We start from the raw sequence: 21,942 nt of genomic DNA on the forward strand, positions 1-21,942 counted from the left end.
GGGTGTCCCAATATGTTATTTGTGGTATGGACTTTTTGCCTTATTTGTAATTCGGACGCCCAAAATGGGCAATTCGACGGACCTACGAGCGATCCTCTTGCGCGATGATATAGACCGGCCCATCATAGGAGGCTAGAGTGCGCTGTGAAATATCGCTCCCGTGTTCATCAACAAGAAGCCATTCCGAATCCACCGGGCGGTCTGCAAATGGCCAACCACGTTCCAGTGTGTCGTGATAGGTCAATTCCGGGGATCCACGGACTATGCGTTGCTCGCCTGAATTTTGGTCAAATATCGCACGAACAGATATCGCAGGATTGTGGAATCTGAAAGCGCGATCGGGGCCATATACCTTCCCATGTAGAGGACCACGCTCAAGCAACACAAACAGGGAGATCGTAGCAGCCAATACGACAGGGTAAAACAGCATTGCCGCAATGGAGCTAACGAAAAACTCTGGAATGAAGAAAAGGATAGAGAATATACTAAAAATAATACCTAAGAGAGAAACACCGACAAGTGATTGTAATTTACGCATTTGATAAATCTTCTATGAAAACAGTAGTATTCTAGTGTTATAGACTATAGGACGGAGGCAAAATCGGATCATTTCATCAAAAATAGCGAAACTGGAGCCGTATTGGCCAGCCAGCATAACAGCTGCTGCTTCAATAGTTCAGCAAGTTGACTCTATCACCTTATTCCTCTGAACCATATTATACCGAAGCGATGAATTATTAGGTGGAAGCATTTGTGTCCATTTGAGGCGAATTTTGAAAATGGACCCACGAGTTGCCGAACATGCAAGGATAATTGTTGAGTGGAGCGCTGAGATCAAGAAAGGCGATAAGGTCATCATCCGAGCCACTCCTGAAACTCAAGAACTGGTTGTCGCACTGAACCGTGAGCTCGCACGGGTAGGAGCGCATCCTGTAACATTAATGGAGTTGGAAGAGGCATCAAGAGCATATATTGATGCAGCAAGTGAAGAGACCCTTCAAGAAATACCAGACCATGTAAAGGCTCTATACGAGAATAGCGATGCGATTGTCATGATCCGATCCCCGGCCAATACAAGAGCGATGGCTGGAGCAGATCAGAGAAAATTGGTCACTCTCAGTAAAGCGATGCGACCGATGTCCAACGTCATTCTCTCTAAACGATGGACCGTGACTGTCCACCCATGCAACTCTCTTGCACAACAGGCCAACATGAGCCTTGAAGAATACAGGGACTTCGTATACGGTGCCACTCTCCTTGATTGGAAAGAAGAGAGCAAATTGATGTATGTCCTCAAGGAACATTTGGAGCGCCACAGCGATGTCAGATTCGTCGGCCCTGAAACCGATCTCTATGCAAAGACCGAAGGCAGGATTTGGATCGCGTCTGACGGCAAACACAACCTTCCAAGTGGTGAGGTCTTCACCGCACCTATAGAGGACACCGTGGAAGGCAAGATCTTTTTCGATATCCCATTCATGCAGAGGGGCAAGGTCATTCAGGGAGTCCGCCTGACATTTGAGAAGGGAGAGGTTGTCGATTTCTCAGCAGAAAAAGAAGAGGCCACCTTGAAATCGATCATCGAGACCGATGAGGGATCCCGTAGACTCGGTGAGATGGCAATAGGGACTAACCGAGGAATCCAGAAGTACACCCTTAACATGCTCTTTGATGAGAAGATCGGTGACACTATTCATTGTGCACTCGGCAATGCATACAAAGAATGCAACGGCCGTAATGAGAGTGCCGTACATGTTGACATGATAAAGAGCATGAAAGAAGGCGAGGTCATCGCTGGCGACGAAGTGATCTACTCCAAAGGCAAGTACCTCTGGGAAATGTAAGGCAAGTAGTTTCTCTACTGTGACGGGGAGACTTGTCTTCCCGTCCCCACTCCACTGACCAATCTACTAAGCAGTATCATCACATATGATCAGAGTTGCCGAACTTGATCAGACTGCCCGATATTTATATTAAAGTAATATATGCGGGACCATCATATGATGCCAATGGCGCATTTGTGATATTCTCACCATGAGCATCATAGACGTTCCAATGTGCATGACGAGCAATTCTGGAAAAAGTCCAATACTCCAAGAGCGCCTCACGAAAAGTCGTCTCGGGTGAACCGTGGATAAGAATCTCATCCCCAGAGACTTTGTCAATAACAAAACGGTGCAGAACTGACATGTCCATTTCTGGGAACTTGAGAAACTCATGGACATATTCCCGATCCACATCCACTTCTATCGGTGGCGTGGATGTAATATATCGAGAATCTACGTCGTAAAAAAACTCCAGAAACAATTCAAGAACTGTAAAATAACCAATAACAAGCGCGATTAAGATGCCCAGGTTAATATTCGAACCACTAACTATGAATGCCAAAGCTATCAGAATAACAAGTGGGGAAAGCATCATAGCAATGCAAGTCGCATCATACTCGAAGGTTTCCGACAACGATTGCACCACCGTATACGATACTACTCGTAATCAGCCAAGGTTTTACCAAGTTCTTGATCACTAGGCATTAGAAAAAAAACCGTGCCGGGAACTGCTTCCCGGCTAATCATAGTACTCGACACTTGAATCAAGACTGGAATAGTCCGCTTCACTCGACTCCGGTGTATCAACAGGTAGATCGCCTACTATACGAATTTTCGCAATCCCGTCAAAGAGCGAGAGTGATGAATCGGAGATGTCATTCCCACGTTCATCTGTGATGATCCAGTTTGATCCTCGGTCAATCTGAGAGAAACCCCAATACTTTCGAACCGCATCCCGAAATGTTGTATTATCACGTCCATGAACCACTATCTCCTCTTTCGTTGCGGGATCGACAATCACACGATGGATTGTAGAAGTGTCAACACTGTGATAAGCTCCCTCCGGAGATTTGTCCATTTGCTCGTCCAGAGCTTCATCAACATCAAAGTGACCTAATCTACTATATCGGTAATACACCGTTTGCCGAATGCGAACCGCATTGGTCAGATGATCAGAGGTTGCATTAACGCAGATCAGCATGGACGAAAAAATCAATAATCCAACACTTAGATATCCAAGTGGACTATTTTTCAAGACGCCTGCTATAATTATTGTGACAAAACCAAGTATGCACAATAGTGATCCTATTCCATAGATGAAGTTCTTCCCCAAAGTACTCTTTCTCCTTTCTTACATTATCTCAAATCAATACCTCTTTTATGAAAGTTCAACCAGAAAAATAATGTGGTGTTGTGGAGAGCAAATGGGTCAATGTAAACGATTGGAGAAAATCGCTGTGCATCTATGCGTAGAGGTGAATGGTTGATAATCGGGCTTCGGTCCAACCTCTGCCAAGTGTGTTTAACATCAAGTCCAAAGACAAAATCCTTCTGCCATAAAATAGTAAAAAAGGGCGGGGAAAATAGGCCCCGCCCACGACTGCCTCCCATATTAGTCATAGCACTCTACCTCTTGGCTACGACCAGAATAGACGGTCTCAAATGGTCCTACAAACAAGTCCGGCCATATCTCCTCCTCTGAACCAATTGATGCGTTCCCCAAGGGTGATGAGAGTAGAGAATTGGTGGTGACCTTCTCTCGCCCATCGGTAATTCTCCAAATAGACCTGCGGACATTCTCTTGAGAGATCGTGTTTTCATTATCATTGACAGAAGACTCGTCGTTGATCAGATGATAAGCAATAGTACGGTGCAACATTGAAAGACATTCATCACGATAAACACTCAGAGGGCCTTTCTCTGTGGTGGGTATTAGATTACAAGATGTATAGGAGGTCTCAGTCAACTGGCGTGCAAAAATAGGGACCGAAAATATGCGAGATTCTACAATGGTTTTGGACACTGCCAGCAAGGATGTGATAAGAACGAGACCGACTCCTAAATAGAAAAACAGAAGCGCCTCTGAAAGTGTAATAACGATCAGAGAGAGGAACACCAATAGCACTGTGTCTATGGTAATCCCGTGAAGCGCGGCGTTTCCCACAATGTTGCACCAGTTTTTCATACGTAACGAATCTTTATAACTTTTGTGAGAAAGTGAAAAGTCATTTCTGTGTTTGGTTAGACGCTCTTTTGGACAATAGAGATAAGGCCTGTCGCACTTATAAATAAGGCAAGGAGATCGTATGACACGGGACTTCAAGTACATAGAGAAACAAATTCGGAAGAAGACATTTGGGATCATTGGCACTGTCGATGAAAAAAATAGACCTCATACAACAGGAGTACTCTATGGCGTATCACATCCGAGTGAGCCGTTTGCTATCTACGTTGCGACGGGAGCCGCATACAAGAAGACAAGGAACATTCGACAAAATCATAATGTGTCGTTTGCAATACCGTTCCCACATCACGCACTCTGGTTTGTGCCAGCATCAATGATCTTTTTTCAGGGAATTGCGGAGATCTTGCCTCCGAATGATGAGGCTGCAAGAAGAGCGTTCTCAACAAAATGGATTCTGCGAGGTAACATCAAGATGGGCGAGGAAAACGAGATGAATGCGGTCTTTATCAGGGTCAGGCCAATCGAGAAAATCCATGTGTTCGGTGTGGGAATCAGTATGATGAGGATGATGAGAAACGCAGAAGAGGGAGTTTATTCAGTTCGTGTCCCCAAGGACAGGACGTAAATCATTAAGGGATACATCAACAGAACTAGTACGGACGATGAAAACTATGGCAAGGCGAATTTACACACGCAATGGTGATGACGGGACTACAAGACTTCTCTCGGGAGAAGAGATCGCAAAGGATAGTGTCCACGTTGAAGCATACGGAACCGTGGATGAACTCATGGCGGTCCTTGGTGTCGCAAAAGTATTTGCACAGAAACGGCTTGCGGACTATATTCAGTCTATCCAAGCAAGTCTCTCAAACATAGCAGCCGAACTGGCAGTGGATCCAACAACTGGAACGGACATCCTCTCAAAGATCCCCAGAATCTCGGCAGAAGATGTTGAGGAACTGGAACATATTGCTGATGAACTGTCCGAGGAATTACCGCCACTCTCCAAGTTCATCATCCCCGGTGGGACCAAAGCTGCGTCATTTCTCCATCAAGCAAGGACTGTTTGCAGAAGAGCAGAACGTCGAGTAGTTGCCATGAGGAAAGACTACAAGATCAATCAAGAGATCATCAAATACCTGAACAGACTCTCGGATCTTCTGTTTGTGATGAGCAGACATGCAAATCTTGGCCATGAAGAATGAGAGCATATTGCGTGCATCCCATTGATTCAAGTAGGAGATACATAGTCTTAACGGCATATAGAATTTAGAGGTCACACTCATGGGAGAACCATTTAGAGTCTTGCAGGTTGGTCTTGGCTCAATAGGTGTCAAGATCGCGGAGAACATCATTAGAAGAGAGAATCTAGAACTCAAGGCAGTAGTCGATATAAGTCCGGATCTGAGAGGACAGACCGTTGAAGGCCTACTCTCGATCCAAGAGGACACAAGGACACCCATCTATGGAGACCTCCAAGAGGCGATCGATGCCATTGGCCCTGTTGATGCAGCATTAGTTGCGACTTCATCATCATTGAAGACTGTGGCCCCCACGATTAAGACCTGCCTCGAGGCCGGAATGGATGTTGTATCGATCTGCGAACAGCTCTCATTCCCACATACGCGATACCCTGAGATCTCAAAGGACTTGGACGAGACCGCAAAGAAAACAGAGAGATCGGTCCTTGGGACCGGAATCAATCCCGGATTTCTCATGGACACGCTTCCAATTCTACTATCTGCACCTATCAAGCATGTCGATTCAATTAGAGTGACACGAGTCATCAACTCTAGCAAGAGAAGAAAATCATTCCAGCTGAAGATCGGCACGGGTATGACGGTCGAACAGTTTCGTGATGCCATTAGCACCGGGAAGATAACGGGACATGTAGGTCTCAGTGAATCGCTCTGGATGGTAAATGCGGCATTGAATCTTGGACTTGATGAGATCGTGGAGATCCCACCAGAGCCCGTGCTCACGGAGAAAGAGGTCACCACGCCAATCGTGTCGGTCAAGAAGGGAGATGTCATTGGACTCAAGAGTGTTGGTCTTGGAAAGAGAAATGGTGAGACCATTGTGACTCTCGATTTTACTGCGCATGCAGGGGCTGAACCCGAGTATGACGCTGTTGAGATCAACGGGGAACCAAGCATCACTCAACGGATCGAGGGCGGAGTCCACGGGGATAACGGTACGATAGCAATGGCACTGAACATGATCCCGCTGGTCATCAGAGCCGCACCCGGTCTCTACACCATGAAGGATCTCCCGTGTCCCAGAAACACCGAACGACTCTGGCGCGATGAGTGAGAGGTAGGAGATAGAGAATATGTTTGAGAAATTCAAGAAGAAGACGCCCAAGTCCAAGGAACTCTTTGAGCGTGCTAAACGAGTGTTTCCGGGTGGCGTGAACCATAATATCCGCACCTTTGGACTTGATCGGGTTGGGATCTACCCACCCTTCATGGCTGCCGGAGATGGGGCCTATGTCTGGGATGTTGATGGTAACAGGTATGTCGACTGGTGGATGACTCATTTTTCGAAGATCCTTGGACATCGCAGACCCGGTGTGATAAACGCTGTCGGCGAGCAGCTTTCAAGAGGCATCCATCTCGGCACCCTTAACGAGGCCCAAGTGCTCTTTGCAGAGAGGATACAGGCTGCGATCCCGTTCATGAAAAAGATGAGATTTTGCACAACTGGCAGCGAAGCGACCATGTACTCATCACGTCTAGCAAGACTCTTCACGGGGAGGCGGCTGATAGCAAAGGCGAGAGGCGGCTGGCATGGCGGCAATGATGCATTAGGGTTTCATGTGCAGTATCCCTATAGCGATGATCCGTTCTATAATGGGGTCTCATTCGATTACAATGACAGAGAGAGCGTCGATAAGGTTCTAAGAGAGCATGGGAAAGAGATCGCCGCGCTAATCATCGAACCAGTGCTTGGAGCAGGAGGCGGTCTCGCGCCGGAACCGGACTATCTCCCCTACCTGAGAGAAGAGACCGAGGCACGGGACATTCTCTTGATCTTTGACGAGATCATAACCGGCTTTCGACTCTGTTATGGCTCGGCGGGCAAAGGGGTCTTTGGAGTAGAACCGGATCTCATCACTCTTGGAAAGATCGCAGCCGGAGGCATGCCTCTTGGTGCCTACGGTGGGCGTGAAGACATCATGGACTTGGCCCGTCCCGGAGCCAAAGGCGGCCGCTGGGTCGGAGGCGGTACATTTTCCAGCCACCCTCTCACCATGGTCGCAGGGGCTGCCGTCATGGATGCCTTACGAGACCTCATGTATTCGGGTCTGAATGATGCAGGTAATGCTCTCCGTGAGCGCATCAACAAGATCTTCGAAGACGCAAAAGCACCAGCACTGGCAACTGGTACGGGGTCAATCATCTTCATCACGTGGCTCAAGCACACGATCGAGAAACCATTCACAAGCTTCAAACTCAATGAGGCCACCGACCATCAGAAACAGAATCTGTTCCAAGCTCTCCTGATGGAACAGGGAGTCTTCGGATATCATGGTCTCGGTGCGTTGTCTTTTGCTCACTCCAAGCAGGACATTGAACAAACGGCACTGGCGATCGAACAGGTCACGGAAACTCTCACCAAGGAATGATTGATTCGCTAGGCTTAAGGGCACTTTTTGCCCTTGAAACACGGCGATTGCTCTTAAATGAGATTCAAGAGAAGTTGAAATAACTAATCGGTATCAAGAAGATCAGTGCAATTCAATTATCGAGTGAAGATATGAGTCTGCCTGAGGAAGAGGTCACCCAGATCATCCAAGAGATGATACAAGAAGGCATTCTCAAAGGCCATATCTCTGATGATGGAACACGTTTCTTCAGGCAGATAGACAGTCTCATCTCGTCGATACATCACGAGGAGATACCACTCGAGTTCATGGAATACGACTCACGTCCGGGAATCGCGGCTGCTCTTGTTGGTTTCGTCGCTATCATTGTTGTAAGTATCTTGCGTCCATTTCTTCTAGGAAGTGGACGGTATGAGTTGGAATTGGTATTTTATTACACTCTACTAATGGGAATGACCACTATCTTATTCGGATGTTACTATGTCGGAAGGAAACCAACACCATAGATAGTGAGTTGCCAATATAAGGATCAAATATTATAAATATACAACAATCCCTGTTCCTAGTAGTGTAAACTTGTACCTCAGTACGAATGAATGGAATAATTTATCGGCCAATCACAGAGTCATCAAGTCCCATAGGTGCCAAATGTGCGGTTTCGTTCAACTTCCTCAATTCACGAGTTCCCCAATCACTTATTCCTAACCACGAGATACTGGCTGCATGACAGCGATAATAGGTCAGAGCAGACTTATCAGGTCGAAACCACCATTCGATGATTGTTGCGTTTATGTTCCCATGTGCGACAATAAGAACAACTTCTTCAGATTTTTTGTCTAGACGGTCCATCAGCAATGCAGCTCGCTTCCGTAGCATTCGCCAGCTCTCTGCTTCGGGATATGGAATATAATCAAGTAAAGGCTCAGAGGGAGGATTCCAAAATTTCGCAGCCTCTTCTCGGGTCTTGCCTTGTGAAACGCCCATGTTCATCTCCCTCAGCTGAGGTTCCACGACAAGCGGTACATCGAGTTCGTCACGAATAATCTTTGCAGATTCATAGGCCCGTTTCAGATCACTTGTGTAAATGATCTCAATCCTGTCCCCAAGTATCTCTTTGAGCCGTCTGGCGGTGACCTCGACTTGTTTCCTTCCTCGATCTGTTAATGGTAGGTCGGTCCATCCACCAATAATACCTTTCGTGAGGTGTTCCGCTTCTCCATGCCGCACAAGAACTAGCTCGTTCATATCATCACACCTGAAACAATATAAATTATTAAGAGATGGCCTAAAAATGACACGCCATATAATATAATTATAACCTGCGTAATGGTGATAAAGATATCGGATCTCACATCTACACATCTTACAGCGTCATCATAAAATGAACTGACACATGGCACAGAGAACACATCTTTTAAGGCCCATGAGGAGAGAGGAGCGCATCGGCAGGCGAAGACTATGCAATTTGTAATGGACCCCACCCTCGCAATTACAATTATTATTTTCGCACTACTTGTTGGAATCATAGCCTCGATGCTTGGGATAGGTGGTGGTATCATCAACACACCACTGCTTGTGATTATATTCATGTTTGGACCAAGAGAGGCCTCAGCCACTGCGCTTGTCGCTGCGTTCTTTGTAGCTATATCCAGCAGCATATCATATTATAGACAAAAACCGCGACCCACTCAATACAAGGCGGGTCTGTTTTTGGCAATGACAACAATTCCGGGATCTCTCACGGGAGTCTGGTTAAAGGGAGTCATCACGGACGACATGTTGTTACGGTACATCTTCGCTATCCTCCTCTTCCCCATAGCACTCAAGATGCTCAATGCCCGTCGCAAAGGAAAAACGGACATGGCCTCACAGATCCTCTCGTTTGACTTTGACTCACTCTCCAGAAGACGATTAGGCGCGGCGCTAGGCGGTGCATTTGTAGGAGGAGTAGCTGCAGGATTACTTGGTCTAGGGGGTGGCGTAATCGTCGTACCTGTGTTGAGTGTGATCATGGCACTACCAATGCATGCAGCAGTTGCAACCTCTATGTTTACAATGATGTTTACCACTACCGCAGGAACCGCACTGAATCTTTACTACGGACAGGTTGACATCCTCTATGGGGTTCTTCTGGGTATTGGGATGATTGCTGGTGGTCAGATCGGTTCGAAGGTAGCCTGCCGGATCGATGCGGTGCGTCTCAAACAGATCTTTGGACTTGTACTGGTCTTTCCACTGATCAAGATGGCAAAACTCGGACAGATGTGGCTCGATCCATCAGGGACCAGTTTTCTACTGGCAACAGTCGGCGACATCATAATCTGGCTGACTATTGTGATACCTACAGCAATCATCAGATTTGTTATTCTCAGGAGAAATGGCAAATACATAGTTACACCAACAAAAGCAGCGGATGATTAGACTGTAGAGATTCCAGAAAAATAATAATTGCCGCGTGGGTGCGGGCCCGAAGGCCCGCTGGAAGAAACGGGAAAAAACCTTACAGTGTGAATCCAACACTGGTATTGCCATCGAACTCTTGCGGAGTGTCACCACCACTGTGTGGATATGCCGCTACCGCATAGTCGAAGCAGTCCTCCATGAGTGTGCTTGTGCTGCTGCCGTAATGATTGATGAGACCGTACTCCAAGAAGTAGTAGGTCCATGCTCCATTCTGATGAGTGGAGTCATCATATCCGTAGCCGTTGTCAGTGCATGTCGTCGTCATGTAGACGTGAGCTGCATTTGACAATGCCTGGATTTCAGGAATCAGACCACCACTGTAACAATGATCCACAAAGATGAAGATCTTGTCAGCAGCCCAAGTGCCAACAATCGCAGCAAGTTCTGTATCATACAGATTGCCGTCCTCATTGTCCTCACCACTGCTGCAGTCCCACATGCACAGGTAAGAAGAGCCTTGGCCATCACCTGAACCATGACCAGATGTGATGAAGGCAACTTGATCGTCGGCATCAGCACCACCAAGCCAGTTCAAGGCGGCCTTGACGTTTGATTCCTTAGCCAATGCATAGTATGACGGGTAATTCGATGAATGGGTATCACCGAGCACACGGACATAGTCGTAGCCCATGACATTTGTCAGGTAGTTGTACCAGTCAGTCGCGTCCTCATCACAATAGGAGAGATCGCTAATCGACTTGTAATCACTAATACCAACAATGACTGCCCATCTGTGAACAACCCCATCACCGCTGCCGCCACCACCGCCACCGCCACCACCATAGGTGATCGTGACTGTGAGCTCATAAGAACCAGAGCCACTGTAGTCGCGGACCATGATGTACCACGTTCCGGCACCAGGATTGTCATAAGTGACATCCTCGCCACCAGACGTGTACCCACGCCAGTCATACGTGCTAGTAGTTGGTTCAGCACCGAGTCTTCCATAGAGATCGAAGTCAGCAGAACCACAGGTGAGCACGGAATGCATGCTCTCAGCGTTCGCTTCAACCTCGATTGTCCACATCTCGGTCTCTCCAGCAGCGGAAAGGCTTCCAGTTGCGGTCTCACCACTAGTGAGCACATGATCACCAGTGCCACCGCCACCGCCACCGCCGCTTTCATATTCAATCTGGTCGATTGCAAAACCCCATTTGGTCACAGAGTAATCCGTGTCCAAGCGGACTTTGATCGTGTCGCCGTTGCTCCACGAAGACCATCCACCATCTGAATAGAGACCAGTGAGTTTGTGGAGTTGACTCCCAGCATAGTCATACACGTAGACAAAATCGTAGTTGTTTTCAACATCAATCTTTGAAAAGTGCACGCGTATCTGAGAGGCTCCTGTCTTGGTGATCGTCCAAGTATAATCAAAATTGTTCGAGTAAGGATGTTCTGACTCGACCACATATGATTCCACTGTTCGCGTTACTTGATATGTCACTGTCTTTTGACCGACAGAATTTGTCGGAACTGCAGTCACAACATTAGGTAACAGAGCAGTGGCGAACATCACCAAAAAACAGGCCGATAGTAGGACCAATTTACGGTTCATTGGAAGTTACACCACGCGGACTGACCACAAGGTCAGTACGATACCTCCTTGGTCTGCAAACTAAGATAAAAATCACACGGATGATTTAACGAAAATATTACCAATGATAAGAGGATTATTTCGTAATTGATTCGGTGGGCCCTAGACCAATCGTCCGATCATACGTGCAAATGCATGCTGTGCCGAAAATCACATGTGTGTTATAAAGAACCTGAGCTGATCTTGGGCAACCAGATACGGAAAGCACACCCCTGAGTATAGTCACCTTGTACCCGATCAAGGACCTCAATTCGCCCACCATATTTCTCAATGATCTGAACAGCCTGATGAATACCGACACCACTAGACCGCGCAGAGGGATCAAATATGAGATTCTTCTGCTCATCGGGAATTCCAGAACCGTTATCAGAGATCGTTACTTCAAACCCATCACGGAGTTCGCGCAACGAAACCCACACTCGCGGATTATCCTTTGGATTATGCCGAACTGCATTATCAATGATATTCATGAAGGCGGTCTTGATAAAAGAGTCAGCCTGAATACGAGCATGAGATACAAGAATATGGCTCTCGATTATCACATTTTCATTTGTTGTGGCAATCTGTTCCATGCATTCGACAAGAATCGGATTGATCTCGATTTCTTGCAGAGGGGCCTCAAGAAGTGTTTCAGAGGATTGAACACTGTCAATGAGTTCGGTACATTTGTTGATCGAGTCACGAATCCCTTTCACAACATCAAGGACCTTAGGGTCGTGAAAATCATCTTCGAGTAATTCTGCATTGATGAGGATAGCCTGAAGATGATTCCGAATATCATGACTGAGAAGATCAAGATACAGAGAGGCACTTCGATCAGCAGCACGCTTCTGGGCTTCGATCTTTCGCAGCTCTGTCATATCTCGAAGAAATACAACGATATGCTTTTCGTCCTCATAGGGGATTCCTATCGCCAAGATCCACCGGGGACTGCGCTGGACCGAAGTGACAAATTCTATGGAGACGTCAGAACGATTCTTCTGAACTTGGTCGACTAGGGATTGTAGATTGTCATAGAGGTCTGCGGAAAAAAGGTCAGAGAGGTGGGTATCAGCAGGACCTTCGGTCTGAGGTATGATAGTCCCCTTGGAATAAATCTCTTTAACGTGTCCGGTATCATCAAGAATGAGAACAGTATCAGTTATTGAATGAACGAGAAGACGATACCGCTGCTCACTCTCCTTCAACGCCGCTTCGGCCTGTCGTTTTCGTAATCGTTCCTGTGCCTCATCGATCTCACGAATGATGGCTGGTGGGAGCCGCGCGAGATTTTCTTTCAGGATATAGTCATGAACACCCCGACGCATCAATTTCACTGCGACCTCGTCAGGAATAGTTCCGGACACTAAGATGAAGGGGATATCCAGACCGTGGGACTTGATTATTTCAAAAGCATAGTCCGCTGAAAAACCGGGCATCATATAATCACAGAGGATCACATCCCATGAACCATCATCAAGAGCAGCGGATAACGCATCTGCATCTGCGACTCGGAATATCTCTGGATCTAGACCCCCCTTTTTCAGATTGCGCTCAATAAGTAAAGCATCATCTTCCGAGTCCTCGATAAGCAAGACACGTATCGAACGCACTCTCATGTCCCTCCAGTGGGGGCAATGTTCAGTAATACCCAAAAGAGCCCCAAAGTTCTGACACTGTCAACAAATTGATTGAAATCAACTGGTTTTCTCACAAAACTGTTGGCGCCCAAGTCGTAGCTCTTGAGAACATCCTGCTCCTCAGCAGAAGAAGTGAGCATTACAACAGGAAGAAGTCGCAGGGCCTCGTCGGATCGCAATTCGCGCAAGAATTCGAGTCCGTTCATCCTAGGCATATTGAGATCGAGAAGTATCACTACAGGGAGTGCGTTAGAATCCCGATCCTTAAACGGACCCTCACATCGAAGATACTGTAATGCTTCGATCCCATCGCCCACTACAACAATATCATTTAGGATATTTGCCTTCTTCAGTGCACGCTGTGTCAAAATGACATCATCTTCATTGTCCTCAACAAGTAGAATCACCTTTGTTTTATCCACTTTGGCTCGCCCCCTTTGGAATTGTGAAATAGAAAGTTGCGCCTTTACCAATTTCGGCTTCAGCCCATATCCTACCACCGTGCTTTTCAATCAATCGTTTTACTGTGGCTAGACCGATACCATACCCCTCGAAGTCCTCCGAACGGTGTAATCGTTGAAATGGTTGGAATAATTTTGCGGAGAGATGCATATCAAACCCTGCACCATTATCACGGACTAAAAATACTTGTTCGTTGTCAATAATCTGCGAAGAGAATTCAATTCGCGCATTGGATGTCTTGCTAGTAAACTTCCAAGCATTTGACAAAAGATTTTGAAGAACAATTCTGAATGCCCGTTCATCACACCATGCAAGCAGGTTCTTCTGGATAGTGAAACGAACTTTCCGTTTAGGCTCCTGCGCTCTTAAATCGTCAATAATTTCTGTTGCAATAGCACTCAAATCAATAACCTTACGATCCAAGGTCCGCCGAGTTATTCGTGATAGCTTGAGCAGGTCATCAATCAGTCGCGCCATTCGATTAGACGCCTTGACAATTCGGGCCAAAAAATCAGTGCCCTCATCATCAAGAGACTCTCGATGGTCTTCAAGAAGAGCCTGACTGAATCCGATAATACTTCGAAGTGGCGCCCGCAGATCATGAGACACAGAATAGACAAAGGCCTCCAATTCCTTATTTGTGGCCTGAAGCTCTGCTGTTCGAGCATCGACTAAACGCGAGAGGTCCTCGTTCAGACGCCTGACTTCATCCTCCGCACGTTTGATGTCAGTAACGTCCGTACTAATCATCAGAATCTCCTTAGGCGTTGTCCCATGAAAAATTGGTGCTGCTGTGATACGATACCATTTTGTTGAACCATCGCTCGCATCAGTGTAGGAACTAAGAAAGACCAAGGTCGCACCCGTCTGTTCGATCTCGGTGATCACAGTAATGATCGTATCCGCAATGTCTGAGGGAAGCGTGTCTGTGACCTTTTTGCTAATGAGTTCTGCTGGCTCAAGACCCATAAATCGTCGATTGACAAATTGGAACCGGCCTTCGAAGTCGAGAGTTGCAATCACATTTGGTGCATTCTCTACAAGGGAGCGCCACGTCTCTTCAGAGGCACGTAGATTATCTTGGACCTTGATCTGCTCAGTGACATCAACAAGAACCGCAATGGTGCCATCAATCTTCCCAGATTGATCACGAGAAGGAATTGCTGATACTCGAATAACTCGATAACTACCGTCCTTATGACGCAGTCTAAGAAGATAAGTTGAAGTCTTACCCTGCCTCCGCTTTTTAGACTCCATAGTGACAAGTTCGAGATCGTCAGGTTTCACGTAATCAAAGACACTAGTCCCAATCATTTCCTCAGGAGTGTAACCTAGCATGTCGGCAAATGCTTTATTCACCAATACAAAATGATTGTCAAAATCAGTAGAACCAATTCCCTCAGGCATCTCAAGAATGAGAGATCGGAATTTTTGCTCAGAACGTTGTAGTGCCTCTAATGACTTAGCCCGCTCGATAACGGTCGCAATCATTCCTGAGAGAGTCTTAAAGAACAGAAAGTCCTCTTCAAGATGACGGATGGGTTTTGATGAAGTGAAGGAGATCACTCCAAGAAGCAAGCCTGTACTATCAACTATTGGAAGGATAACCATAGCACGCAAATCGAGATTGCCGATTTTGCTCCGATACTTGGAATAAGGCTCGCAGGAGCGAATATCTGAACACACTATAGGTTCGCGGGTGAGAGCCGCACGGGCTACAAGATAGTGACGAGCTGTTTCAGGGGTCAGATGAAGAGTTAGGGGGAAATCTTGTGGATCGACTCCTACAAGAGCAGTATAGCTCAGAACATTATCTTCTGGATTGTACAGACCTATGACCCCCACAGAAAATCCTAGTGCATGTGAGAGTGTATCTAGTAGTTTCTTTGTGATTGACGCAGGTGTGAGCTTCTCTTCGATGGCCACCTCGGCCACTGTACGAAAAGCGGAGCGCTCACGTTTGAGCACCATTTCGATCCTAAGTTGCTCTGTTACATCTACACCGGAACTGAGGATGCCATTGATATTCCCTTCCGCATCAAAGGTCACCGTCGTTCGCCAGCGAATTATCCGTTCTTCGCCATCTGTTGTGATAACGGGGCGGAGAACTCCATCAATTTTTTTTATCTCGCCACGAACCAGTTTCTGAAATCGTTCACGCACAATTTTACGCTCTCGTTCAGGTACGAATTCAAACCAAGATGTGCCAACCAGCTCTTCCGGGGTCTTTCCGAGGAGCTCAGAACCCTCACGATTAATCAGTATGATCGTCCCATTTACATCAAGTGCAATCAGAAAGACCTGTGACAACTCAAAGTACATCTTAATCCGATCACGCTCTGCACGCAGAGCCTCCTGGGAGTTCCGAAGAGTCTTCAATGCCTCCTCTCGCTCACTAACATCCAAAGCACTGAACAGAATTCCATCGGCCTTGCCCTCTTCAGTGACTAGCTTGACATAGGTCACAAGAGCTGGAAAAGTGGAACCATCTTTTCTTCGCAGCAGAAGATCAATATTCCGAAGCATGCCTTCTCGACCCAGCAATTGCGCCCTTGCATCCACCTCTTCTCGAGATGTGTTTCGTGCAAAAAGACTGTATAATGGTAATCCTTTCAATTCACCCTCAGTGTATCCAAGAGCCTCAATGGCAGCACGATTGCATCTCTGAATTTCCATTTGTTCATCGGCTATCAAGATCATGGACGGTATGGTATTGATTATGCGATCAAGATATGAAGCAATGCGTTTGTATTCCGCCTCTACATGTTTTAGGTCATCAATGTCCAGAAGTAGACCGACCAATTTCAGCGGACGACCATCGGAGTCACGCTCAAGTATCTGAGCATTTCCCCTGACCCATCGCCACTCATTCCCACCCGTCAGAAGCCTGAACTCTACCTGAAATTCGGATGTCTTACCAGAGAGATATTCATTCATCGCCTGCTCAATGCGAGTCACATCTTCAACATGAATTATTTGAATTAATCGCCCAAACTCGGTGACACGCTCTTGCATATCAATATTAAATATATCACTGAATCGCGAATCGATTTCCAACGAGTTGCTTTGAAGATCCCAACTCCAGAGAGCAGCCTGGGCGGTCTTGAAGGCGAATGCAAGAGATCCTTCGAACTTGTCAACACTTAGAGAGACACGTTCACTAGTAAATGTGTTGACTTGAACCAAGTATCGAACAGTAGGAGTATCCGCTATTGCCCGGATCACGACGCTAAACTGTACTGTTGTATCATCCCTCTTATTGACAATAATCGTAGTGCCCACAGATGTCTCAAAATCACTGCGATGCAGGCCATCAAAGAGCTCGGTAAGAGGACGACCAATAGCATCCTCCCCCACAATATGCCTGCTGAAAGCATTGGCATAGAGAACATTTAGATTCGAGTCTAAGAAGATGATTCCTGTGTCAATTGACTCGAGTGCTGCCTCGAGAGATTTTGTGTCAATTTGCGTCGCATCTCTCATGGAACTAGACAACCAGAGTGTTAGTAAAACAAAAAGGGCATATATAATATCTTTGAACATACACCAAATAAATCACTAATTGTTGTCATAGGAGAAAGGATAAACAACTGTTCTACCACTTGCAATTTGTCACAGACTCATTTTACGTCACTTGATGAGAAATAAAAATGGACCACACAGCCGAGTGAAGCTGTGTGGCGTGAAGAGTGGTAAGAAACTACTCATCAGGTTCCTCGGAAGATTGAGGGAGGGGTGGGAGATCGCTGGCAGCCCCGCTTAGAGGTTCGTCCGAGGACGCATGCTCTTTTGCAAGTGCTTCAAAGTCCGGATCGAGATCCACCTTCACGAGCACCAGTATTGCAAGCAGGATGAATATGGCCGCGACTGGTCCCCAGTACTGATAGCCAATGGTCACATACTTGCCGGGTGTACCGATCACCTCTAGCACTTTAGGTAGATCGAGAATATACCCCATTATCAGTGCAGATAATGCTTGACAGATATTAAGGGGAATTGCTGGAAATCCTGTATAGACACCTGCACGGCCTTCACCTGTGATCAGTTCATCTTTATGCGCAAAGTCAGCATAGATGATATACGGGAAGAGGAAGTACCCCGCGATTGCAGCGGCCAAGAGCGCAATCAATATGAATCCCGCAGTCTTGCTAGCCACAAAGAGCGTGAAGGGGAGAACCGCGACTGCCAGACCCATTGCTGCCTGTAAGGTGTATCGTTTTCCGAAACGCCGGATTCCCCACATCCAGACCAGAAAGAACGAGAACACTACGACCAGCAGCTCGACACCGAAGATGACCAGATCGGTAAGATTGAAAGCAAGAAAGTCATTTACGTACGGGAATGCCATTGAAGAGACCATGGCAAAGCCAATGGACAATAGGCCCTGTGCGACGAGCCAGCCAACAAAGTCACGATTACGTAGAACGATACCCAGTTCCTTTCGCATGCTTGGCTGTGGAATGAATTTCCCTTCCTTGTGAAGACCGATGAGTGGAGGAAGGAAGCCAACGATCTCAATGATCATCATGATAATGATGATGTCGAGAATAATTGGTGGCAATCCCCAACCGATAGAAAGACCGGCAAGCAATGAAGTGACAAGAGTTCCTATGATAAAGGCAAGAAAGTTGGCCACATTCTGCCAACTTGATACAGAGGGTCGCTCCTCGGGCTCGGTCAGCTCAGGCATCCACGACTGGAACGGCGTGGTCACCATGCCATAAAATACCTTGAACATACTTAGAGTGAGCGTGGCATAGATAAAGAGACCAATAGTGTCGCTGGGGTTAATGAACCAACTTGGAGTAAACACAAAAAGGAACGAGAGTGCCATCAATGGTGCACCGATAATCACATACGGTTTTCTCCGTCCGAACCGTTCCGTGGGCGTACGATCACTTAGATACCCAAATCCAAATTGGATAATTGCGATGACAATGTAACTAATGGCCAGCGAGATCCCAGTATAGATGCCTGGTAGATCATTCAGTGAATAATAGAAAAGAGCAGTAGCAAGAGAGATAAAGTCCAGCATCATGCTCGGACCAAGTCGGGCCATTCCGAAGTAGATCTTCTGGAATCGTGTAAGCATGAGGTATTGCCTTCTTGATAACAGTGGGAAGTCGATTCGCAAACCATATCTTAAATTGTTCTGAAACTAGTAGATTAATAAAATAGTATTATTTTTCTAATTTATCCAATAGTAATCCGCATGGCGGCCACGGATGCGAACAAATAGAATGTACAATATTCTCCATTAAACAATCATTCGTATAAGTGACTATATAGGCATAATATTTATCCGCCGCCCATATCAAATAAAAAGTGAGTTGAATTATTGGAGTGCAATTAGTGACCGGTAGCGAAAACAACAACGTACCGTTAAGGAAAGTGATTCTTGTGGGATCTGGCGCAGTCGGCAAGACGACACTTGCGACACGTCTGATAACTGGGGCGTATGTCGAAACCACAATGACAGTGGGACTTAATGTTGACACATGGACTGTAGAGGATTCTACCAAGAAGACCTCCATTAAGATAGTGTCGTTTGATCTGGGAGGCCAAGAGCAATTCAGATTTTTTCAGCAAGAACTTGTCAAGGGGGCGCAATTTGCAATAATAGTGTTTGATGTTTCCAGATACGAATCATTTCTTGAGCTCGAAGAGTGGATGGAATTCGTACAAGATATCCCTGAGAACTGTAGGGTATTAGTTGCCAACAAGGCGGATATTTCCAGCATTGTTTCTGAAGAGGACATCCAAGAATTTTCAAAAAAATACAACCTCCCCGTAATCCGGACCAGTTGCGTGACCGGGAAAGGTATTAAGGAACTTGAGAATATCCTTTGGGAATCACTTAAAGGAAACGGTGTCTGTGGCAATACGTAAAGGTCTGATCATTGGGGTGAATTGCTCATGGTGCTAATTCATGTGGACTGCCCAGTCTGCTCAAAGAATGTGGAAATCAAAATTGACGAGGAGAAGATTCAGAGCTCGATTCGCAATCCAGTCCCAATCGTATTCACACACGGAAGCCCTGAACACGCTCTCACCGTGTTTATAGACAAGGAGTACCATGTTCGAGCAGTGAGCGGTGCAAACATAGTACAAAGAATCGCTGAAACTCGGGCAAAACAAAAGCCTCTCACAAGAAGGTACGTGCCAGTCCCAAAGACGCAAATTCCTAATCTGAAAGGACTCGATCCAGTGCAACTGAAAATTCTTGCTCTCGCAGATGGCAGTACAAGCGTCGAGGAGCTAGCGAGCATATTGGGGGTCCCAGCAATGAGAGTGAAGATTGTCTGTGAACAACTGGTCAGACTTAAAAAATTAGATAAAATCAAAGTGGTGATGGAATAATGGTGAAGAATTGGTTGATCATCCAAGGATCAAAATTAAAGAAGTACACATCAGAAAAGGTCCTCTCATTGACGATTACAAAACTCAATGAACTTCTTATTGAAAATTTGACGGAGATGGCTGGAGAAGAAGAAACCATCCAGAGAGTGTTTAAAGGTGGAATGAAGCTAGGAAATGAATTCATGATGGAACTCTCAGCACATCTCATTAACGACATTGAAACCGTGCCAGCATATGGTGAGGCGGCATGGCTCCTGTTTGCCGGGAAGGCACCAACATGGCAAAAGTGGGAGAAGACAGAATTCGATGGTCATAAGGTATGGATCTACCGCTGGGCTGATGACGACTGTCCGTTCTGCAGAAATATTCAGTTTCCAAAAAAGTTCTGTGCATTTCCAGCAGGAGCGTTTCAAGGAGCGGCCCAGACATGGTCGGCCCTAATGAACGATGGAGCATATCATGTTCTTAGTAGGGAAGTAAAATGCAAGGCACAAGGCGCCGATGCCTGTGAATACGTCCTCGTGTTGGTAAAAAAAGAAACCCCACTGGAAGTGCTCAAGGAGCATATGCCTGAACTCTTTGAGGATCTCCAGCTGGGATTTGTAGACTACTAACCACGTAACGATTTGAGAACAGATAATGGGGCGCGTCTGAAGATCTTGGATGTTGCAGCCTTGTAGGTTTCAAGACCAAGAATCATCCTTGAGGCGGCATCCCGCGTCTGTTCATCAGCACCCATGAGCCGTACCACGAGTTCCATTCTGCGAAGCGATTTGTAGATCATATTGGCAAGTGGGAGACCGTGATTAATCATATCATCACCGAAGATCTCCATCCATCGTTGAGTGTAAGAACTGACAATGTCCTGCTCCAGATTGCCATCCATATCATCATGGAACGTCTCGGCAGCCTGTTGCCCTGAGACAATACCGTAGTAAATACCCTCACCAGTGACAGGGGAGACAAAACCGCCTGCATCTCCAGCCAGCAAGATATTATCTCGGCCAATCGGGGTGAAGGGCTTTTTGAAAGGTATTGCAGCAGGCTTTCGTGTTGTGCCATCAAAAGACTCGGGTATAATCTTCCGCTCCTTGAGAGTCTTCACAAAATCATCAAAGATTTCAAACTGGTTTCTATCCGGATGGGCCTCATTTCCAAACCCAATTCCCACATTGAGATACCCGCGCTTTGGGAACACCCAACCATAACCACGAGGAACAACTCCAAAGAAGATGTGTATCTCACGACCGGACCCCAAATATACATCAATGAGATCATCATCCATTGGAACTTCACAGCACACAGTACGTGCCATATGGTCGTAGGGCTGGGTGAAGCCAAGTTTCTTCTTATAGGATCGTAGACCTGCACCATCTGCAATAACAACATAGCGCGCATCGAAAGAGAGCCCATTTCTTGACTCAACGGTAACATGATCACCTCGGGATTCAACCGTAGTGACCATGCTCTCTTCGTGAACTTCTGTACCTGCATCAGCAGCGTCCAAGAGAAACTGGTGATCCCATTTCGTTCGCACGACAAGGTTCACACTCTGCGGCGACTCCCAACGAACACTCTTCAATTTAGGGGAATAGACTACGAGACCCTTGCCTTGCGTATTAATGGCCTTCTTAGCCTTAGGACCAATCAGAGGAAGTGCCTTGTGTGAGAGTGCCCCTCCACAAGACTTGAAGCGTGGGAACTTGGCCTTATCAAGAAGAACAACATCCATTCCTAACCGAGAGGCATGAAATGCGGTGGCGCTTCCAGCAGGGCCTCCACCAATGACAATGACATCTTTCATTGTGATTCGTATAAATTGATGA

General features: G+C 46.5%; 21 protein-coding genes. 10 read left to right on the top strand and 11 right to left on the bottom strand.

Translation table 11 applies throughout. From position 1 onward, the window contains the following. Window positions 1–82 precede the first annotated feature (82 nt). Entirely contained in the window at window positions 83–538 is a 456-nt protein-coding gene (locus K9W43_10670) for a hypothetical protein (GenBank protein MCF2137681.1), read from the bottom strand. A gap of 241 nt (window positions 539–779) precedes the next feature. Here K9W43_10670 and K9W43_10675 point away from each other — a divergent pair, with 241 nt between their 5' ends. Continuing rightward, the gene (locus K9W43_10675; GenBank protein MCF2137682.1) at window positions 780–1,844 is read left to right on the top strand and encodes an aminopeptidase; all 1,065 of its coding nucleotides are present in this window, start codon (window positions 780–782) and stop codon (window positions 1,842–1,844) included. A gap of 124 nt (window positions 1,845–1,968) precedes the next feature. Here the strand turns inward: K9W43_10675 and K9W43_10680 are convergent, their stop codons facing one another. From K9W43_10680 to K9W43_10690, 3 genes are all read right to left on the bottom strand, one after another. Beyond that, the gene (locus tag K9W43_10680; GenBank protein MCF2137683.1) at window positions 1,969–2,460 is read right to left on the bottom strand and encodes a hypothetical protein; all 492 of its coding nucleotides are present in this window, start codon (window positions 2,458–2,460) and stop codon (window positions 1,969–1,971) included. 105 nt (window positions 2,461–2,565) lie between these two features. Further along, complete coding sequence (locus K9W43_10685) at window positions 2,566–3,159, bottom strand: hypothetical protein (protein ID MCF2137684.1); 594 nt, start codon at window positions 3,157–3,159, stop codon at window positions 2,566–2,568. A 279-nt stretch (window positions 3,160–3,438) separates the two neighbouring features. After that, window positions 3,439–3,990 carry a hypothetical protein gene (locus K9W43_10690; protein ID MCF2137685.1) on the bottom strand — a complete coding sequence of 184 codons (552 nt, stop codon included), beginning with the start codon at window positions 3,988–3,990 and terminating at the stop codon, window positions 3,439–3,441. Window positions 3,991–4,132: 142 nt separating this feature from the next. Between K9W43_10690 and K9W43_10695 the strand changes: the two genes are divergently transcribed. The 5 genes from K9W43_10695 to K9W43_10715 all read left to right on the top strand — a co-directional run bounded on the left by K9W43_10695 (window position 4,133) and on the right by K9W43_10715 (window position 8,124). Continuing rightward, window positions 4,133–4,636, top strand: coding sequence for a pyridoxamine 5'-phosphate oxidase family protein (locus K9W43_10695; protein MCF2137686.1), 504 nt, complete (start codon window positions 4,133–4,135; stop codon window positions 4,634–4,636). A 46-nt stretch (window positions 4,637–4,682) separates the two neighbouring features. Further along, on the top strand, window positions 4,683–5,216 hold the full coding sequence (locus tag K9W43_10700) for a cob(I)yrinic acid a,c-diamide adenosyltransferase (protein ID MCF2137687.1): 534 nt from the start codon (window positions 4,683–4,685) through the stop codon (window positions 5,214–5,216). 79 nt (window positions 5,217–5,295) lie between these two features. Continuing rightward, the gene (locus K9W43_10705; GenBank protein ID MCF2137688.1) at window positions 5,296–6,324 is read left to right on the top strand and encodes a dihydrodipicolinate reductase; all 1,029 of its coding nucleotides are present in this window, start codon (window positions 5,296–5,298) and stop codon (window positions 6,322–6,324) included. Window positions 6,325–6,343: 19 nt separating this feature from the next. After that, window positions 6,344–7,639 (top strand): aminotransferase class III-fold pyridoxal phosphate-dependent enzyme, encoded by a 1,296-nt coding sequence (locus tag K9W43_10710; GenBank protein ID MCF2137689.1) that lies wholly within the window; start codon window positions 6,344–6,346, stop codon window positions 7,637–7,639. 131 nt (window positions 7,640–7,770) lie between these two features. Next, window positions 7,771–8,124, top strand: a complete 354-nt coding sequence (locus tag K9W43_10715; GenBank protein MCF2137690.1) for a hypothetical protein — start codon at window positions 7,771–7,773, stop codon at window positions 8,122–8,124. Between the two features lie 100 nt (window positions 8,125–8,224). Here the strand turns inward: K9W43_10715 and K9W43_10720 are convergent, their stop codons facing one another. Next, on the bottom strand, window positions 8,225–8,863 hold the full coding sequence (locus K9W43_10720) for a histidine phosphatase family protein (GenBank protein MCF2137691.1): 639 nt from the start codon (window positions 8,861–8,863) through the stop codon (window positions 8,225–8,227). A 213-nt stretch (window positions 8,864–9,076) separates the two neighbouring features. Here K9W43_10720 and K9W43_10725 point away from each other — a divergent pair, with 213 nt between their 5' ends. Beyond that, on the top strand, window positions 9,077–10,039 hold the full coding sequence (locus tag K9W43_10725) for a sulfite exporter TauE/SafE family protein (GenBank protein ID MCF2137692.1): 963 nt from the start codon (window positions 9,077–9,079) through the stop codon (window positions 10,037–10,039). A 79-nt stretch (window positions 10,040–10,118) separates the two neighbouring features. Here K9W43_10725 and K9W43_10730 read toward each other — a convergent pair whose 3' ends face one another. The 5 genes from K9W43_10730 to K9W43_10750 form a co-directional block, all read right to left on the bottom strand. Next, complete coding sequence (locus K9W43_10730; GenBank protein ID MCF2137693.1) at window positions 10,119–11,636, bottom strand: caspase family protein; 1,518 nt, start codon at window positions 11,634–11,636, stop codon at window positions 10,119–10,121. Window positions 11,637–11,836: 200 nt separating this feature from the next. Continuing rightward, complete coding sequence (locus K9W43_10735) at window positions 11,837–13,267, bottom strand: response regulator (GenBank protein ID MCF2137694.1); 1,431 nt, start codon at window positions 13,265–13,267, stop codon at window positions 11,837–11,839. Window positions 13,268–13,269: 2 nt separating this feature from the next. Beyond that, the gene (locus K9W43_10740) at window positions 13,270–13,716 is read right to left on the bottom strand and encodes a response regulator (GenBank protein ID MCF2137695.1); all 447 of its coding nucleotides are present in this window, start codon (window positions 13,714–13,716) and stop codon (window positions 13,270–13,272) included. Further along, entirely contained in the window at window positions 13,709–17,239 is a 3,531-nt protein-coding gene (locus K9W43_10745) for a PAS domain S-box protein (protein ID MCF2137696.1), read from the bottom strand. Before K9W43_10745 ends, K9W43_10740 begins: the two co-directional genes overlap by 8 nt. 217 nt (window positions 17,240–17,456) lie before the next feature. Then, complete coding sequence (locus tag K9W43_10750) at window positions 17,457–18,848, bottom strand: MFS transporter (GenBank protein ID MCF2137697.1); 1,392 nt, start codon at window positions 18,846–18,848, stop codon at window positions 17,457–17,459. Between the two features lie 260 nt (window positions 18,849–19,108). Between K9W43_10750 and K9W43_10755 the strand changes: the two genes are divergently transcribed. From K9W43_10755 to K9W43_10765, 3 genes are read left to right on the top strand one after another with little or no spacing between them, the layout of a single operon-like run. Beyond that, entirely contained in the window at window positions 19,109–19,645 is a 537-nt protein-coding gene (locus tag K9W43_10755; protein MCF2137698.1) for a GTP-binding protein, read from the top strand. 27 nt (window positions 19,646–19,672) lie between these two features. Beyond that, entirely contained in the window at window positions 19,673–20,116 is a 444-nt protein-coding gene (locus tag K9W43_10760) for a hypothetical protein (GenBank protein ID MCF2137699.1), read from the top strand. Beyond that, the gene (locus K9W43_10765) at window positions 20,116–20,730 is read left to right on the top strand and encodes a 4-vinyl reductase (GenBank protein MCF2137700.1); all 615 of its coding nucleotides are present in this window, start codon (window positions 20,116–20,118) and stop codon (window positions 20,728–20,730) included. The genes K9W43_10760 and K9W43_10765 overlap by 1 nt, the downstream gene beginning before the upstream one ends. Here the strand turns inward: K9W43_10765 and K9W43_10770 are convergent. Continuing rightward, window positions 20,727–21,920: a geranylgeranyl reductase family protein gene (locus tag K9W43_10770; protein ID MCF2137701.1), complete on the bottom strand. Its 1,194-nt coding sequence runs from the start codon at window positions 21,918–21,920 to the stop codon at window positions 20,727–20,729. The genes K9W43_10765 and K9W43_10770 overlap by 4 nt on opposite strands. Between the last annotated feature and the right edge of the window lie 22 nt (window positions 21,921–21,942).

It is taken from the genome of Candidatus Thorarchaeota archaeon (assembly GCA_021498125.1).
GTDB lineage: Archaea > Asgardarchaeota > Thorarchaeia > Thorarchaeales > Thorarchaeaceae > B65-G9.